The organism is Candidatus Azobacteroides pseudotrichonymphae genomovar. CFP2 (genome assembly GCF_000010645.1).
Classification (GTDB): Bacteria; Bacteroidota; Bacteroidia; order Bacteroidales; family Azobacteroidaceae; genus Azobacteroides; species Azobacteroides pseudotrichonymphae.
Map to the genome: position 1 here is coordinate 671,543 of NC_011565.1, position 17,291 is coordinate 688,833.

Annotated in this window: 10 protein-coding genes; 9 read left to right on the forward strand and 1 reads right to left on the reverse strand. The window is 31.1% G+C overall.

All coding sequences use genetic code 11. The annotated features are described in order from the left end of the window. The first annotated feature begins 266 nt into the window (after nt 1–266). From CFPG_RS02735 to CFPG_RS02780, 9 genes are all read left to right on the forward strand, one after another. Nucleotides 267–1,391, forward strand: a complete 1,125-nt coding sequence (locus CFPG_RS02735; RefSeq protein WP_012573497.1) for a homocitrate synthase/isopropylmalate synthase family protein — start codon at nt 267–269, stop codon at nt 1,389–1,391. Between the two features lie 77 nt (nt 1,392–1,468). Next, on the forward strand, nt 1,469–3,034 hold the full coding sequence (locus CFPG_RS02740) for a sigma-54-dependent Fis family transcriptional regulator (RefSeq protein ID WP_012573498.1): 1,566 nt from the start codon (nt 1,469–1,471) through the stop codon (nt 3,032–3,034). A 323-nt stretch (nt 3,035–3,357) separates the two neighbouring features. Continuing rightward, nucleotides 3,358–4,887 (forward strand): PBP1 and LysM peptidoglycan-binding domain-containing protein, encoded by a 1,530-nt coding sequence (locus CFPG_RS02745; RefSeq protein ID WP_265347957.1) that lies wholly within the window; start codon nt 3,358–3,360, stop codon nt 4,885–4,887. 272 nt (nt 4,888–5,159) lie between these two features. Further along, the gene (gene murD, locus CFPG_RS02750; protein ID WP_012573500.1) at nt 5,160–6,518 is read left to right on the forward strand and encodes a UDP-N-acetylmuramoyl-L-alanine--D-glutamate ligase; all 1,359 of its coding nucleotides are present in this window, start codon (nt 5,160–5,162) and stop codon (nt 6,516–6,518) included. An 18-nt stretch (nt 6,519–6,536) separates the two neighbouring features. Further along, a complete protein-coding gene (locus tag CFPG_RS02755) occupies nt 6,537–7,718 on the forward strand; it encodes an FtsW/RodA/SpoVE family cell cycle protein (RefSeq protein WP_012573501.1) in 1,182 nt (393 codons plus the stop codon). 2,134 nt (nt 7,719–9,852) lie between these two features. After that, nucleotides 9,853–10,212, forward strand: coding sequence for a hypothetical protein (locus tag CFPG_RS02765; protein WP_012573502.1), 360 nt, complete (start codon nt 9,853–9,855; stop codon nt 10,210–10,212). A gap of 32 nt (nt 10,213–10,244) precedes the next feature. Further along, a complete protein-coding gene (rpsA, locus tag CFPG_RS02770; protein ID WP_012573503.1) occupies nt 10,245–12,083 on the forward strand; it encodes a 30S ribosomal protein S1 in 1,839 nt (612 codons plus the stop codon). A gap of 1,438 nt (nt 12,084–13,521) precedes the next feature. Continuing rightward, nucleotides 13,522–14,907 (forward strand): bifunctional UDP-3-O-[3-hydroxymyristoyl] N-acetylglucosamine deacetylase/3-hydroxyacyl-ACP dehydratase, encoded by a 1,386-nt coding sequence (locus CFPG_RS02775; RefSeq protein WP_012573504.1) that lies wholly within the window; start codon nt 13,522–13,524, stop codon nt 14,905–14,907. A gap of 404 nt (nt 14,908–15,311) precedes the next feature. Continuing rightward, nucleotides 15,312–15,860 carry an IS1096 element passenger TnpR family protein gene (locus CFPG_RS02780; protein WP_012573505.1) on the forward strand — a complete coding sequence of 183 codons (549 nt, stop codon included), beginning with the start codon at nt 15,312–15,314 and terminating at the stop codon, nt 15,858–15,860. Between the two features lie 291 nt (nt 15,861–16,151). Here CFPG_RS02780 and hxsC read toward each other — a convergent pair whose 3' ends face one another. Then, nucleotides 16,152–17,288: a His-Xaa-Ser system radical SAM maturase HxsC gene (gene hxsC / locus CFPG_RS02785; RefSeq protein WP_012573506.1), complete on the reverse strand. Its 1,137-nt coding sequence runs from the start codon at nt 17,286–17,288 to the stop codon at nt 16,152–16,154. Nucleotides 17,289–17,291: the final 3 nt, after the last annotated feature.

The window sequence follows — 17,291 nt, forward strand, 5'->3', positions numbered from 1 at the left end:
TGAACAATGTTCTTTCTTACTTTTATCGAAAATGGTTAGGAGGGGGTATTTAGACTTTAATTTAAAATTGATGAAAGGAAGTAAGGGATTTATGTTAGTTATTATTCATAAGTTTATGAATGCAAGTGGTAATTTTCAAAACGATAATTGGCAGTTTATTTGTCCTATTCTAGAAGAAATCTAATTTTTGGATTGTTTTTTTGTTTATGATATTTGTTTGTGATATTTAATGAAAAATGATCAGTTATTAATTCGTAATAATTTTCATGGGTTATTTCCCCTTTTTGATAGACTCTACTCTTAGGGATGGAGAACAGGCTCCTAATGTCGTTTTTCTTCGGAAAGAAAAGATTCGGTTGGCACAAATGCTTAGCGAAATAGGGATAGATGAAATAGAGGTTGGTATCCCTGCAATGGGAGAAGATGAGTGTAATACTATACAGAATATTGTTCGTTTAAAGTTAAGACCAATTATTTCTGTTTGGAGTAGGGCGATAAAAAAGGATATAGAACAAGCTAGTACACTTGGAGCAACATGTATACATATTGCTTTCCCTTTATCTGATATTCAACTACAAGCAATTAATAAGACTTATGGATGGGTGGAAGATACATTTAGCAAAACAATTCAATGTGCCAAGAACTTATTTGAACGGGTGAGTGTAGGGGCACAAGATGCCTCAAGGTGTCCAATAGATCGTGTGATTCAATTTATTGATATGGCAGAGAAGTATGGTGTTTTTCGAGTAAGGTTTGCCGACACTGTTGGGATTTTAACTCCTATTCAAACAATTGAAATTATTCGGACTATCAAGAAAAAAAAAACCAATATGAATATAGATTTCCATGCACATAACGATTTTGGTATGGCCACTGCCAATGCTCTTACTGCATATCAGGTTGGTGCGAATTCTTTGTCTGTAACTATTAATGGACTAGGTGAGCGAGCCGGGAATGCTGCTTTAGAGGAAATCTTAATGGGGTTAAGGCAGATAAACGGGAAAACAAAATATGATCTCTCTACTTTGTTTGATTTATGTCGGTATGTATCAGTCATTTCTGGACGTCCCTTACCAGATGGAAAGGCTATTTGCGGGAAATTTGCTGTAAGTCATGAGTCGGGGATACATACCCAGGCCATTCTATCAGATATATTGGCATTTCAACCATTTAACGGAGATATTCTTGGACGTGAAAAATGTTCTATTTTATTTGGGAAACATTCTGGTAAGAGAGCGATTATTGATTTATTAAAGAGACAGAATATAGAAGTAGAAGAAAGTAGAATATCGTTGCTTATAGAAAAAATTCGAAATACAGCTAATGTTATTCGGAGAAGTTTATCGTCTGAAGAAGTTGTGGATTTATACTTAGAAAATAAAGGGATATAGATAGTATAAAGTCACATTTTTTTCATTATAGCTTGTAATTCAATAGAAATATTTTATGATAATATGACAATTTGTATATGATTTGTGATAGAATAGGGAGGGGGAAATGCTGTGCTGAAGCTGATTTGACATTTCTATCTAATATGGGTGATTTGTTAAATGAAATGGAAGATCCTAAGGATGCTTTGGAAGGGATTTTGAAAAATCTTTGTGGTTTTCTAAAAGCTTTTGTAGGTATGATTACTTTGCACGATCGTCTTTCAGGTATGCTTATGACAAGTGTTTCTTATGGTTTGACTGCCGAAGAAAAAATGAAAGCAATTTATCAAACAGGCGAAGGTATTATTGGTCGTGTCGCAGCGACAAGAAAACCGGCAATTATTTCTGATATTTCAAAAGATAGTGTTTTTCTCAATAGAACAGGTATTGTTTCTACAGAAAGACCAATGGCTTTTTTGTGTGTTCCTGTCATTAATAAGAATGAACTAGTTGGAACGCTTTCTATACATAAAGTAAATGATAGAGGAATGGATTTTTCTTATGAAGAAAAAATTTTAACAATTATTGGTTCTCTTATTGGCAAACATATTTCTGTACGTCGTCGTCATATTGAAGAATTAGAAGAATTACGTCGGGAAAATCAATTGTTGCAATCGCAATCGATTGAAAAACCCTTTCGCCCCGATAATATGGTAGGTAATTCCGCTTTGATGAGAGAATTATATGGACTTGTTAAGCGGGTGGCACCGACTAATAGTACTGTAATTATTCGAGGGGAGAGCGGAGTTGGAAAAGAATTGATAGCTGAAGCTATTCACAAGGCATCCTCTCGTATTAAGAAACCTTTTGTGAGAGTGAATTGTTCGGCCTTACCTGAAAACTTGATTGAAAGTGAATTATTTGGATATGAAAAAGGGGCTTTTACTGGAGCTGAAAGACAACATAGTGGACGATTTGAATTAGCAGATGGAGGTACTATTTTTCTTGATGAAATAGCAGACATTCCTTTTTCTGTTCAAGTGAAACTACTTCGTATTTTGCAACAAAGGCAATTTGAACGTATTGGTGGAACGCATACTATTCAAACTGATGTTCGTATTGTTACTGCAACTAATCGTAATTTGGAAGAAATGTTACAAAACAATACTTTTCGCGAAGATTTATATTATCGTATTCATGTTTTTCCAATTTATGTTCCTGCGCTTCGTGAACGACGAGCAGATATAACTATTCTTACGGATCATTTTATTCAAAAAATTAATAAACAAAACCAAACAAATGTCAAACGAATTACAAGTGGGGCATTGGATATGTTGATGATGTATTCTTGGCCAGGCAATGTCCGTGAATTGGAAAATGTTATAGAACGAGCAATGATTTTAACTACTGATGATGTAATTCATTCTTATAATTTACCTCCTTCATTACAAACAGGTGTTTCTTCTGATACAGTAAAAGTGGGACGTTTAGATTTGGTATTGGGTAAAGTAGAAAGGCAAATGATTATGGATACATTAATAGCTAATAGGGGTAATGTGGCTAAATCTGCTTTTCAATTAGGAATTAGTGAAAGAGTTATGGGATTGCGAATCAAAAGATATAATATAAATGTTCTTAATTATAAACATTTATCTAAACTGTGATTTAAGAAAGGTGCTATTTGCTAATGTTGGTTATAAGTATATGTTGAGAGAAATATTTGTTATCAGTTGTTGGAGTGATCCCTTTTGATCCTGTAATTATTTCGTAAATGATGCCAATCAATGAAGGTCTCTCATGTAAGTAATTCTGCTATTAAACAATGTATTTAATTAATTTCATTTGTATTTTCTTTTTATAGTTTCATAGTTTCCTTTTATTTTATTTTGAATTGGTTAACCTTCAAATTTGAAGGTTGTGAATTATATTTATTTTTAGTGTTTGGGATGTATATAGATAATTTAGGAATAAATAGACAATGGTATTTATGTCACAAAAAATGTTCGTTTTTTTATTGTTCGTAACTATTCTTTTTTCTAGTCTAAAATTTGAGCAAGTTTTTTGTGCAAAATCTGTTTTATTTGCACAAAGTGAAGATTATTTTCAACATACCGTTAGGCAAGGAGAAACGGTCTATTCACTTTCTAAGATGTATGGTATTCCTTTAGAGGATATTTATCATTTAAATCCTAAAAGTGAAATAGGGATTAAAGTAGGAACTCAATTAAAAATTCCGTCGAAGTCTGATTTATTTTTTTATCATATTATTCAATCCAAAGAGACTTTGTATTCGGTCTCACAAAAATATCGGGTGAAAGAGGAGGACATTTTGGAAGTCAATCCAAAATTATCTATTGAAACATTTACCACTGGTAAGACCATCTGTATTCCAGTTAGTAAGAGAGATACTTGTATCAATGAGTCACAAGGAGTCCATATGGTTAAAGTGGCTTTGTTATTGCCTTTTGGATTGAAGGATAGAACATATAAAAATATTAGGGGTAGGCATATGTTGGAGTATTACGAAGGTTTGTTAGTTGCTTTAAGGGATATTAAAGCAAATGGCATTTCGGTTAGTTTACAAGTTTTTGATATTGGTTCGGAAATAAGTTCGCTGCAAAGTATATTTAATAATCCTTGTATACAAAGCGTAAATTTAATTATTGGGGGGGTGACCGGAAAACAAATCAAACTGATTTCTGATTTTAGTGATAAATATAATATTCCATATGTTATACCTTTTACTTCCAAGTGTGATGAACCATTGTTTCATTCTAATACTTATCAAATTAACACGCCTCAACCGTATCTATATTCCAGAGTTTCTGCTGCCTTTTGTTCTAAATACAAAGACGCTAATATTATCTTTTATAGTCCAAACTTTTCGGGTAATAAGATGGATTTTGTAGACATTGTTCAAAAAGATCTAAAATTGAGGGAAATAGCTTACAAAGTTATTGGAGATTCAAATCCAGCTTATTCTGATGTAATAAAAGTATTAGATGGTAATAAGAATAATGTATTTGTTCTTTCTGATGATGGGCAAGATATTTTGGCAAAATTGATTTGTTTATTGAAAATAAAGAAAGAAAGTAGGACCTACTTTTCCATTTCTTTGTTTGGATATCCTGCTTGGCAAGTTTATGGCATGAAACAAACCAGTGATTTTTTTCGTTTCAATGTTGTTTTTTATAGTATTTTCTATGCTGATTTTACTTCTCAAAAAGTCAAATCCTTTTGCAATAGTTATCGATATTGGTATTCTAAAAATTTGATTAATAGTTATCCTAGGTATGGAATGCTGGGTTACGATATGGGAATGTTTTTTATACAGTTACTTAACAAGTATGGTATTTCATTGGCTGAGAATATTAATAAATCGGATTATTTGGGTATTCAGACTAGTTTTTATTTTGAAAGATTGAATAATTATAGTGGATTTATTAATACTAACCTTTATTGGGTAGAATTTAATAAGGACTTTACTATTAGTTCCCATCGTATTTTAGTCAAGTAATAAAAATTGAATAGTCAATTAATAGAGATAAAAGTAGAGAATGAAAGAAGACGGAAGTAAAATTGATGGCATATATTAATGGCATATTAGGTAATAATATTTTTAAAAATAGTGGATGTATTTGATATTTTAGGTGGGTGAAAAAAGTACTTATGCAAAAGTTGAGTAGAGTTTTAGTTATATAAGTTGCAGTGAAATTTTATTTAAGGAATAAATGTGTGTAATGTAGGATTGATGAATGTTATATTGCGAATACTTGTTTTTTTTGATAGATGAATGATTTTAATAAAAAAAATGTTTCTCGTATAGTTATACTTGGAGCAGGAGAAAGTGGTGTAGGAGCAGCAGTATTGGCAAAGAAACAAGGGTTCGATACGTTCGTTTCTGATATATCCGAAATAAAAAAGTCACATAAAGATATTTTAGGAAAGTATGGGATTCTTTATGAAGAAAAGCGACACAGTGAGGAGCAAATTCTAAATGCTGATAGAATTATTAAAAGTCCGGGTATTTCCAATAAAATTTCTATTATAGAAAAAATGAAAGAAAGAAATATTCCAATTATTTCTGAAATAGAGTTTGCCGGGTATTATACAAAAGCGAAAACTATTTGTATTACTGGAAGCAATGGTAAAACTACAACAGCTACACTTATCTATTATATTTTAAAATATGCTGGATTTGATGTTGCTCTTGTAGGGAATGTAGGGAAAAGCCTAGCTATGCAGGTAGCGGAAAAAGACTGTAATTATTATGTAATCGAGCTAAGTAGTTTTCAGTTGGATGGTATGTATCATTTCAAAGCAGATATAGCTGTCTTACTAAATATCACTTCTGACCATTTAGATTGTTATGAGTATGAAATACAAAATTACATAAATTCAAAAATGCGTATCATTCAAAATCAAACAAAGAATGATATTTTTATTTATTGGAGTGATGATCTGGTAATTGCTCGAGAGATTCAGAAAATGAAACCTACAGTTACTTTTTATCCTTTTTCTGAACAAAAACAAGTAGGAGTAAAAGCTTATACGGAAAATGGAAATATAAAAGTAGAAACCGCCAATGGTATGTTTTCTATGCCTCAAAAATATTTGGTTTTGAGAGGGAAACATAATTTGTATAATTCTCTTGCTGCTACTGCGGTGGCTAAATTGTTGGGTGTAAAGGATGAAATGCTCGAGCATTCGTTTTTGAATTTCAAAGCAATAGAACATCGTATGGAAAAAGTTGCTCATATAAAGGGTGTAGATTATATTAATGATTCCAAAGCTACTAATGTTAATTCTTGTTTTTATGTTTTGCAGAGTATGAGAACGCCGATCATTTTAATTCTTGGTGGAGTGGATAAGGGAAATGATTATTCGGAAATAGAAGGATTAGTTAGGGAGAAGTGTAGGGCTTTGATTTTTTTGGGTGTTGATAATTCTAAACTTCATGATTTTTTTGATGGAAAAGTAAATGTCATATATGATGTTGATTCTATGAAAAAAGCCATTCAATATGCATATAAAATAGCTCAAGAGGGGGATACTGTATTACTTTCTCCTTGTTGTTCAAGTTTTGATTTATTTCAAAACTATGAGGATAGAGGGAAGCAGTTTAAGAAATATGTCTGTAATCTTTAGTAATTTGAATTTACTATTGTGGATTTTATCAATAAAATATGTAGAGGTGACCGAGTAATATGGATGGTATTTCTGTTTTTATGTATTATTTCTATTGTGGAAGTATACAGTGCTTCGAGTACTTTGACTTTTCATACCGATTATTGGCAACCTATTTCTCGACATATTATGTTTCTACTGATGGGTTGGGGATTGGTGTTGATAACACATTCTATTCCGCCTAGATATTTTAGTTTATTAGGTTTTTTTTTACCGATTATTTTTTTGTTGTTGCTTGCTGCTCGATTTTTAGGTAATTCTATCAACAATTCATATCGTTGGATTGATGTAGTGGGTATTTCTTTTCAACCTTCCGAAATGGCCAAATTGAGTTTAATAGTATTCACTTCTTTTTTGCTTAGTAAAAAAAACTCCGATAATGAAAAAAAAATTTTTTATTGGATATTGATAGTTATGGGGGGAGTTTGTGCTGTTATTTTTTTAGATAACGGTTCCACAGCAATTATGTTGGCTGGAATAATCTATTTGATGATGTTTATAGGGCAAATTTCTGTTAGGCGTATGTTGATATTGAGTAGTGAAATTGTTTTTTTGGGAGCTGTTTTTTATTATACCATTAAATATGTCCCCTATAATTATTTAGATGGAATTTTCCCTCGTATCAAGACATGGGAAGCTCGTTTTATAGATTTTAAAGTAAGCATTGACTTAAGTAATTCCAATTTTGCAATAACTGACGATAATTATCAGATAGCTCATGCTAATATTGCCGTTTCTAATGGGCAAATTTTGGGAAAGGGATTGGGTAACAGTAGCGAAAGAGATTTTCTTCCTCAAGCTTATTCTGATTTTATTTATGCAATTATTATTGAGGAAACTGGATTAATAGGAGGGTTGGTAGTTCTTTTGCTCTATATAGTTCTCTTTATAAGAGTTGGTGTAATAGCCAAATGTTCTAAAAAACTTTTTTCTATGTTTATGGTTATGGGAATTGCTTTGGCTTTGGTTATCCAAGCATTGGCTAATATGGCAGTGGCTGTTAATCTTATACCTGTTACTGGACAAACATTGCCGTTGATTAGCCGTGGTGGAACTTCCACTCTTATTAATTGTATTTGTTTTGGAATAATATTGAGTGTAAGTCGTTATGAAACCATTCAAGGTAATGAACAAGAAGAAAAAATAATAATTCATATATAAAAAATCGATCTCTTCATCTTTTTTAAATTTTTATAAATTAAATTAGTTTTTACTATAATTAAAGAATCTTGGATGAATATTATAGTATGTGGGAGAACATATCAAGCGAGCATGAGAAGAATAGAAATTTTAAACCTGATATGAATGAGATGAGTCCGTTATTTGGAAATTTCTAATCAAATCATCTCAAGGTGATAGAAAAGTTGATTCAGAACATGAATGGACATAGGAAATTCGTATTTGAGCAAGATGTACACCCATTCTGAACAATATGCCTCACGTAGAAGATGTTATAGTAGGAATCGTTTGATTTGGGAAGATGGGAGCAAAAAAGGTATTGAGACAGGGATAAATCCAATATTTGGATTGATTTAAGGTGAGTTACTAGAGTAAAAAACAAGCTAAAATAGAATACTTTATGAAAGAGAAGAGTTTTTATTTGTGTTATTTGCCAGTACTTATGTTTAATCATTACAAGGGGATTCGGGCCAATTAAAATTGGCAACAGGTACAATTAAATGAATAAATGTTATTTTACTGCAGGTATATTTAAGTGCTGGTTGTTTGTTTTGTAAGTAGTAATTACTTGAGATTGAAAAATTTGATTAGGGTTGATATAAATATTGACCTTATGACTTATGAAGTGGGAATAATAGAGGATATATCAAGCTGGTGAATTATATAATAATACGGTTAAAAACTTTGAAATAGGTAATGGAAAAGGCAAACTTTGCTCTTCGGGAGTTTCACCGTAATGTTATAGTAGAGGTGTAATGTATACTTTTGTAGTTACGCAACTGATATGATTACTATATGATTACTATCATGATTGCAATTATTGTGAGTTTTTATTATGTTTGCACGCGTTTGAGTATCTCTCTATATGAGAGGCTACGTTATTTTTCGTTGGATTTTTATAGATGTGAATAGCAATTAAATTTAATCTATCTTAATTTTTCTAGTATGATGAAATTGTTTTTTGGTTTAGTGTGACTTTTTCTTTAAATTGAAGCTGGGGATTTAATTAGAAATATAAATGGAAGTATTATTAGCGAGAATAGTATTATTAATATTGTATTTAGGGATGAGTATCGTCTTGGGGACTGTATTATTTAGATATTTTAATAGTAAATGGGTTTCATTTTTAGAGAGGGATCCTCAATATGCCTTTGTATTCAAGATTGTAAAACAATGGGCCATTGTAATATTCGTGGTATTGATGATAGGAGTATTTATATGGAGTACGGCCTATTTTTTGTTTTTCTTCAAGAGGTTTCTTCATATTTTCAATAAATTTTGTCTGGAGTAGTAATGATTGTCTAAATTACTTAGACTGATTGAATTTTTATTTATTGCTTGTGTTTTTGATAGTTGTTATTTGCAATAACAAACAGGCGTATGAATTTCTTTATATCATAAATTAATCGTTACTGATATATCAGTAACGATTAATTTATGATATATGAAGGATATTGAAGAATAGAACGTGGAAAAATAATTAATTGTGTTTTGCAATTAAAATCAATTGGGTCACAAACTACAAAAAAAATCGGGATTTTATAGTTGTCAAAAGATACTTAGATATATTTGGTGAGATTTATATGTACAAAATTTGCCACGTTTTTTAGTTAATAAAAAAATTGTGTAAGCATGGTTTTATGAACATAATTGCCAAATTCACTTAACATTAGCGATTATTTTTATTTGATTTATTTTTTACATTTACGACAACAAAAGCAAATAATATTCTTAAAGTTTTGGGAAATACTTGTGATTATTGAAAAAAGAAGATGTACAATTTTTAGGGAAGCTATGATTCCCTGTTACTGATAAAAGTACATTTTATTCTGCAATGAATCAAAATTAAGCTAATAGTACGTGAAAAAGATAATCTAAACTATAAATTAGGTTGTACTATGTTTTAATGGGAATACCTTAATTTTTCTAATGAAGTAGAATGTAGTAGTTGAGTTCGTTTGGAGAATTAAAACAGGACTTAGGGAAAAAAGGAGATAGGGATTGATTATTATTTTCTGATGAAATGCAAATTGGAGAGGTCTCTGACTTTTACAGAGTTTGAAGAATAACCTTTATAAAAAATAAAATTGAATATTTTGATCAAAAATTACTAGCAGTGAAAACAAATTCATCAGTGTATCTGATTTACATCGGATATTATGTTGATACGTTAATACAAAGAATCGTAATAAAAGACCATTTTATTCATCTATATAAGGATTATGATAGTTATAAGGATTATGATAGTTTTACTCTTGCTTTTTTTTCTAAAAATCAAGAAATAGATATTGAAATATTGGAAAATAAACTCAATGACGTAAATTGGAATGAATTAGGGTTTGTTTGCAATTCTCGTTTTCCGTTTTCTCAGAAAAATGTTGGGAAGTTCTTTGTTGCTTTGAAACTTTGTTCAATATACGTTACAGCAATCTTTGTTTCGTGCGATAAAGTGTATGAAATATATGACAATAAATAAAATTCGACTTAAAATTATTTTATCAAACAAAAATGAGTGAAGAATTGAATAAAAAGCAATTGGCAGAAAAAATTGGTGGGGAAAATCTGGAAATAGCAAAGACAGATGACCTTAATAAAAATTTTGACTGGGATATTTGTGGAAACGAAGAAATTTATGATGGAATAAGTAGAGATCAATTAGTAGCAACTTATAGTCAAACGATCGGGAAAGTTAAAAACAATGAGGTAGTTGTGGGTAAAGTGACAGCTATTACTAAAAAAGAAGTGTTTATTGATATTGGTTACAAATCTGATGGTGTGGTTTCAGCATCGGAATTTCGTTATTGTCCTGATTTGAAAGTGGGGGATGAGGTAGAGGTGTATATTGAAAATCAGGAAGATAAAAATGGTCAATTACTTATTTCTCATAAAAGGGCTCTTTATATTCGTTCATGGGACAAAGTGAATGAAGTATTTGAAAATAGTGAAGTTATTAATGGTTATGTCAAATGTCGTACTAAAGGAGGTATGATTGTTGATATTTTTGGAATAGAATCATTTTTACCTGGCTCTCAAATTGATGTTAAACCTATACGTGATTATGATGTGTTTGTAAATAAAACTATGGAATTCAAGATTGTTAAAATCAATCAGGAATCCAAGAATATAGTTGTTTCTCACAAAGTTCTTATTGAGGCTGAGATAGAGCAACAAAAAAAGGATATTATTTCAAAACTTGAGAAAGGTCAAATTCTAGAGGGTACGGTTAAAAATATTACCAATTATGGGGTATTTATTGATTTGGGTGGTGTAGACGGTTTGATACATATTACCGATTTAAGTTGGGGGCGTGTGTCGCACCCGGAAGAGATAGTTCAATTAGATGAAAAAAAAAATGTAGTTATTCTTGATTTTGATAATGAAAAGAAAAGAATTGCTCTTGGATTGAAACAATTGACACCTCATCCTTGGAATAATATAGATGAAAATTTAAAGGTAGGTGATGTTGTAAAGGGGAGAGTGGTTGTTGTTGCTGATTATGGAGCATTTGTTGAAATAGCTCCAGGTATTGAAGGGCTTGTTCATGTTTCGGAAATGACTTGGACGCAACATTTGAAGAGTGCTCAAGAATTTGTGAAAGTTGGAGATGAAATAGAAGCTGTTGTCTTGAGTTTGGAACGCGAAGAGAGGAAAATGTCGTTGGGTATTAAGCAATTGAAAAATGATCCATGGGAAAATATTAATGATAAATACGCAGTTGGTAGCAGACACACTGCTAAAGTACGCAATTTTACTAGTTTCGGTGTATTTGTTGAAATCGAAAAAGGTATTGAAGGATTAATTCATATTTCTGACCTTTCATGGACTAGAAAGATCAAACATCCAAATGAGGTAACTTCTATTGGTAGCGATATTGATGTGCAAGTGTTAGAAATTGATAAAGATAATCGTCGCTTGAGTTTGGGGCACAAGCAGATAGAAGAAAATCCATGGGATGTGTTTGAAACAGTTTTTACAGTTGGATCGATACATGGAGGAACTATTATTGAGTTACTTGATAAAGGCGCTGTTGTTTCTTTACCTTACGGGGTGGAAGGATTTGCTACTCCAAAACATTTAGTAAAGGAAGATGGTTCTCAAGCATTACTGGATGAAAAGTTGAATTTCAAAATTATAGAATTCAATAAGGATGCAAAACGAATAATTCTTTCTCATAGTCGTATTTACGAAGATGAACAACGTAGAGAGAAAGCAACAACTAATGTAGACAAAGAAAATGATAAGGGAGGAGACGCAGTCTCTTCTCGAGAGTCATTAGAGAAACCTGTATTAGGTAATATTTCCGAATTGGTAGAGTTGAAAGAAAGAATGAAAGAGGGTAAAAAATGAATCCTTTCTAACAAATAAGAGATATTCCAATCGAAATGTTTCTTATATCGACATTAATCTTTTGAAAAGTTTCGAATTAAATTAAACTATTGTTCTTTATAAGTATTAATGGGGATTTTTATGTGATGGATATAGTTTTTTTGGCAAAAACTTCGACTTTTTCGACTGAGATGTGATTAATTTACATTAGAAGAAGGATCTTTTTTAAGGCTAAGGGACTTTTGCTAACTCCGTTTTGATTGGTGAAATTATTAGAATTCCAAATAAAAGTGTAAAGAGCTTTATTAGAAGGTATGCAAGAGTTATTGGAAAGTAAGATTACAAAGACTTCCGAAGTCTTTTGGGAGTAACTATTTGGAATTCTATTGAAAATAGGTAATTGCTTTACTTAGTTTCTCTCTAGGAGAATGATTATTTTTTTATTTTACGTTTGTAAATAGTTTTAAACTGTTCTAAAAAAGAAGAAGAATTAATTACTTGTCTTAAGGAAAGAACATTAAATAGACATTTAATTTCTCATAGACTATATCAACAAGAGGTATTTATAGGTCAACTATTATTCGATGTAGGAGGTGGATTTCTCCGAAATAAGGAGAATATGAGTTTATTAAAATGTTTATGGTGTTGGTTGGAGTATTACTCTTCTACTCAATATTCTAGATCTTTTATTTGAAACTGAAGAATAGAAGTACCGAACAATTGGGTTGATGAAGTTTTATAATGCGGAATAAATAAAGGGGGATTAATACTGCTTTTTCTACAATGAGACAGATTGGACATGGAAAATGCTTTCAAAAAAACATATGAATTTTGTTTCTGTTTGTACAGATGGAAATTGTGTAAAAACATTGCTCAATTTTTTAATCAAAAAATATATGTTGTTAGATAACGTTTTCTATAGAAGCAAAGCAATTTGCTGTAGATTCTTCTTAAGTTAAGATAAGATTGGGAACAAACTTTGTTTCGTTCGAAAATAACCAATTAAAGGGCAGAATTCAATTTCCTATTTTTTACTAATATATCAGTAAAAAGTGTGGAGGCATTTGATATTTCCAAATTGGATATTATTTATATTGGGAATAATTGTATTCAGATAAAGTACAACCTGTTTAATTACAGTTTTTGATTTGACAATACATTTTGAAACGACCTTTATATTAACTATTAGGGAAGGATAGCTTTTTTCTGCTGATGAACTAACATTGGAAGTTTCTACTTCTGCAAGTTTGATACTGTATCGAATAACGAATAAATTTTATGGTATTAAGGGTATGATCAATTTTCAATGAAAATTTATTGATTGTATAAATTTTTTGTTCTACATCTCAGGTATTTGCATTCTAAATGTTAGAGAGAAAGTAAAAATCAATATAGGATTAATTTAAGGTATCTGAATTCAAAAAAAATATTTTGTAAACGTATTAAAAATTGGCATGAAATGAACAAACAACACACACTTAAAGATTTTTTTTCTCTCTCGGGGCAAAGTTCTCATAGCAGACGGACTGTGCATATCACTTTTTATCCAGCACCTGAAAACCATGGTTATAAGATTAGACGTACTGATTTAGATGGACAACCCATAATTAATGCTGTAGCCGAGAATGTGATTGATTCTTTGCAGGATACTACTATTTCTGATAATGGGATACAAGTAAATGCTGTTGAACATGCTTTTGCTGCATTATATGCCTTGCAAGTAGATAATTGTTTGGTGGAAGTAAATGCATCAGAATTTCCTATTCTTGATGGTACTTCTATGCCTTATGTCAATGAAATTGAGCGAGTTGGATTAGAAGAGCAAAAGGTTGACCGGGAGTATTACATTGTAAAAAATAAAATGGAAGTTTGCGATGAGGTTGAAGGCTCGAGTATTGTGTTACTTCCTGATGACCATTTGGTGATTAATACACTCATGTCTTTTGATTCAACTGTTTTCAGTAGTCAGTTTGCTACGCTCAATTGTTTGAAAGATTTTAAAAAAGAAGTAGCAGCTAGTCGTACTTTTGTATTTGTGAGAGAAGTAGAATCTCTAATAAAAAATAACTTGATTAAAAGGAGTGATCTTGATAACATTATTATTATTTACGATCGACAAATAACTCAAGAACGATTAGATCTATTGGCGGAAAAAATGAATGTAGTTCGTAAAGATGTTGTGCAGTTAGGATATATTATGAGTAGGTCACTAGCTTATTCCAATGAACCTGCTCGACATAAATTATTGGATATTTTGGGGGATATTTCCTTGGTTGGCAGGCCTATACGCGGGCGGATTATTGCTACTTGTCCTGGACATAAGATTAATAACCGTATGGCACGGCTTATACGCAAAGATGTAAAACCTAATGAAATACAAGCTCCTGAATACAATCCGAATAAAACTCCTTTAATGGATATTAACCGTATTAAAGAACTCTTACCTCATCGATATCCTTTTTTATTGGTAGATAAGATCATTGAAATTGGTGAAAAACATATTGTAGGTGTTAAAAATGTTTCTGTTAATGAACCATTCTTTCAAGGACATTTTCCTCAAGAACCTTTAATGCCAGGTGTTTTGCTTGTAGAGGCAATGGCTCAAGTAGGTGGGTTATTAGTATTGAATACATTAGAGGATCCACACAATTATTCTACTTATTTTATGAAAATAGATGCTGTTAAATTCCGTCAAAAAGTTGTCCCAGGTGATACGTTGATATTTCACTTAAAATTTATTAGCGATATTCGTAGGGGGATGGCTAATATGAAGGGACGCTGTTTTATAGGTGAACGTTTAGTGTGCGAAGCCGAATTTATGGCACAAATGGTCAAAAATAAATAATTTAAAAGATGCATAATACATAGATTCACTATTGTGTAATTCTTCAGTTATTATTGATAAGGATCTTGTAATTAGTTTTTTATAGCATACACATAGCATACATAAAAAATGCAATTATCCTTTCTTACAATACTACTATTTTTTTATAAGTTATGAGATAAGAAATGGATTATAATGCTTGTATATTTTGTTAGATAAGGAATTTTTGGTATATACCAAACTGGATTCATACAGAAGATGCGTGATTGTTTTTTACTATAAAATATGAATTAGAAGAGAAACATTGTGTAGGGTAGGGTTGAAATAATAAAAATTTGGCTTGTATTTTTAATTTATATATAGGTAAATATAGTTTAATAGATTATTTAGAATGAGAATTATTAATTTTAATTAAAAGAGTTGATATGGTTTATCGTTTTGTTTTAGTTTCTGATGAGGTAAATAACTTTCGTAGGGATATTACTATTGATTCTGAAGCAACATTTTTTCAGTTACATGAAACAATACTGAGCTCTGTGAATTATACTAAGGACCAATTTACTTCGTTTTTTATTTGTAATAACGATTGGTCTAGAGAAATGGAAATCACTCTGATTGATATGGAATCAAATTCAGATAGAAATATTTATGTAATGGGTTCTTGTCAATTAAGCGAATATCTTAATGAAAAGGAACAAAAGTTAGTTTATGTTTTTGATCAGTTAAATGATCGTTGTTTTTTTATAGAATTGTGTGAAATCATTCATGGAGAAAATCAAGATAATCCTCGAATTGTTAAACTTGCAGGGAATCCACCTAAGCAAATGGCTCAAATTGGGAAAGGGAGTCTTTCTGATTTTTTTTTCGCTGATAGAGATGAAGGTGAACATCTTTATCATGATGAATTTGTGACGGAAAGTTCAGATGATGAGGATCTTGAGAATTTGAGTGAAGGGGATACTTTTGATTATTGATATCAATTAAGTACGTAATTACTTTGTTAGCTCTCTTTTAAATTTCTTAAAAGAGTAAAAAAGGGGAGAATAGTCTCGGGTGCAAACTGTTCATCCCTTCTTGGGATATTGCTGCTCTGAGTAGTATAAGCTATTTAGTTCAGACATTGGTGTTGTGTGTCCTCTTGCGCAAAATACAAGTTTTTTGCATCTCTCTTTTAGTTTCTTTTTTTATTGCCTTAGCTGTATTCCATCTAAACAAAAATATACTTAACAGTAAGAGCAACAAAAAATGCATAATACAGAATCTTCTTAAATTTCACTTGACGATGAAAAATTCATTGATTTTATATATTTGCTGTGATGTTTTTTTGCCGAAACAAAAAATCCGGCACATTTACCTTTCATTTTGCATTCATCACATTCTGGCAAATAGATATTTTTCCAATCAGATATAGATTGACGGGCATAATTTTGTATACTTTTTGGTAAAATACATAATTGAGCATTATAAATGGAGACTCTCATATCTCGGAGAGCAAGATTCAAAACAGCTTCTTCCAATTCTGTATTATATTCATAGGGGTCGATCCAAATTTTGTCAATATTTAGCGAAGCTAATCCTGTTGTTTCCATTTGTACAAAAGCGATATGGTAAACAAATGGAAAATTCCGGTATATGAATTCCGATAATTGAGGTAATCGCCTAAACGTTTGTTTATGTATGACTATTCTTAATCCAATTTTCTGATGAAAAAGAGCTAGATTATAGAGTCCTTCAATAGTTTTATAAAAGGTATTTGCACCAACAATCCGATTATGTTCCACATCAATATCTGAAAACAAAGGAACATCAATTTGCAAATTGGGGTGACAAATTAAAGCAAGTTTTTGAACGTATTTTCGATCTGCAAATTTTACTCCATTGGATAGTAAACTGATAGATGATTTAGGCAGATATCTTTTAATATTTTTAATTAGAACAAAAAGATTATCGCCAATAAGCGTAGGCTCGCCACCTGTTATTCCAATATTCTTTGTGTTTTTGTCAAACATGGAAAGTAATTTGAGATTGAAATTTGTTTTATCTTTTTCTTGTAGAATAAGAGGTTGCGGACACATGACGCATCTGTGATTGCATCGCTCCGTTGCAATAATTGCATTGTGAATAGAGCAAATCTCATATAGAATGTTCACTGATCCATCGGGAGTGATACGTATCACATCTCCTTCATTTAGCTGATCTAGTTGTTGAATATTGTAGATAGCAGGTTGGTTTATTGCTTGCTTTTGAACATTTGTTAGTATAGCTGAATAGCCTGATGGGAACTTAGATGTATCAAGTGCAATATAAATGTAATTTTTCTTTGAAAATCTGGTTCTTTTGAAAGTTACTTTCCCAAGGATTTCAGTTTTTATATTTTCTGGAATTCCTGATAAATATTTCATAAT

Excerpts from the sequence above, each read along its gene's own strand:
- CFPG_RS02735 (WP_012573497.1), top strand. The coding sequence starts at position 267 with ATGGGTTATTTCCCCTTTTTGATAGACTCTACTCTTAGGGATGGAGAA.
- CFPG_RS02740 (WP_012573498.1), top strand. The coding sequence starts at position 1,469 with ATGATTTGTGATAGAATAGGGAGGGGGAAATGCTGTGCTGAAGCTGAT.
- CFPG_RS02745 (WP_265347957.1), top strand. The coding sequence starts at position 3,358 with ATGTCACAAAAAATGTTCGTTTTTTTATTGTTCGTAACTATTCTTTTT.
- murD (WP_012573500.1), top strand. The coding sequence starts at position 5,160 with ATGAATGATTTTAATAAAAAAAATGTTTCTCGTATAGTTATACTTGGA.
- rpsA (WP_012573503.1), top strand. The coding sequence starts at position 10,245 with ATGAGTGAAGAATTGAATAAAAAGCAATTGGCAGAAAAAATTGGTGGG.
- CFPG_RS02775 (WP_012573504.1), top strand. The coding sequence starts at position 13,522 with ATGAACAAACAACACACACTTAAAGATTTTTTTTCTCTCTCGGGGCAA.
- CFPG_RS02780 (WP_012573505.1), top strand. The coding sequence starts at position 15,312 with ATGGTTTATCGTTTTGTTTTAGTTTCTGATGAGGTAAATAACTTTCGT.
- hxsC (WP_012573506.1), bottom strand. The coding sequence starts at position 17,288 with ATGAAATATTTATCAGGAATTCCAGAAAATATAAAAACTGAAATCCTT.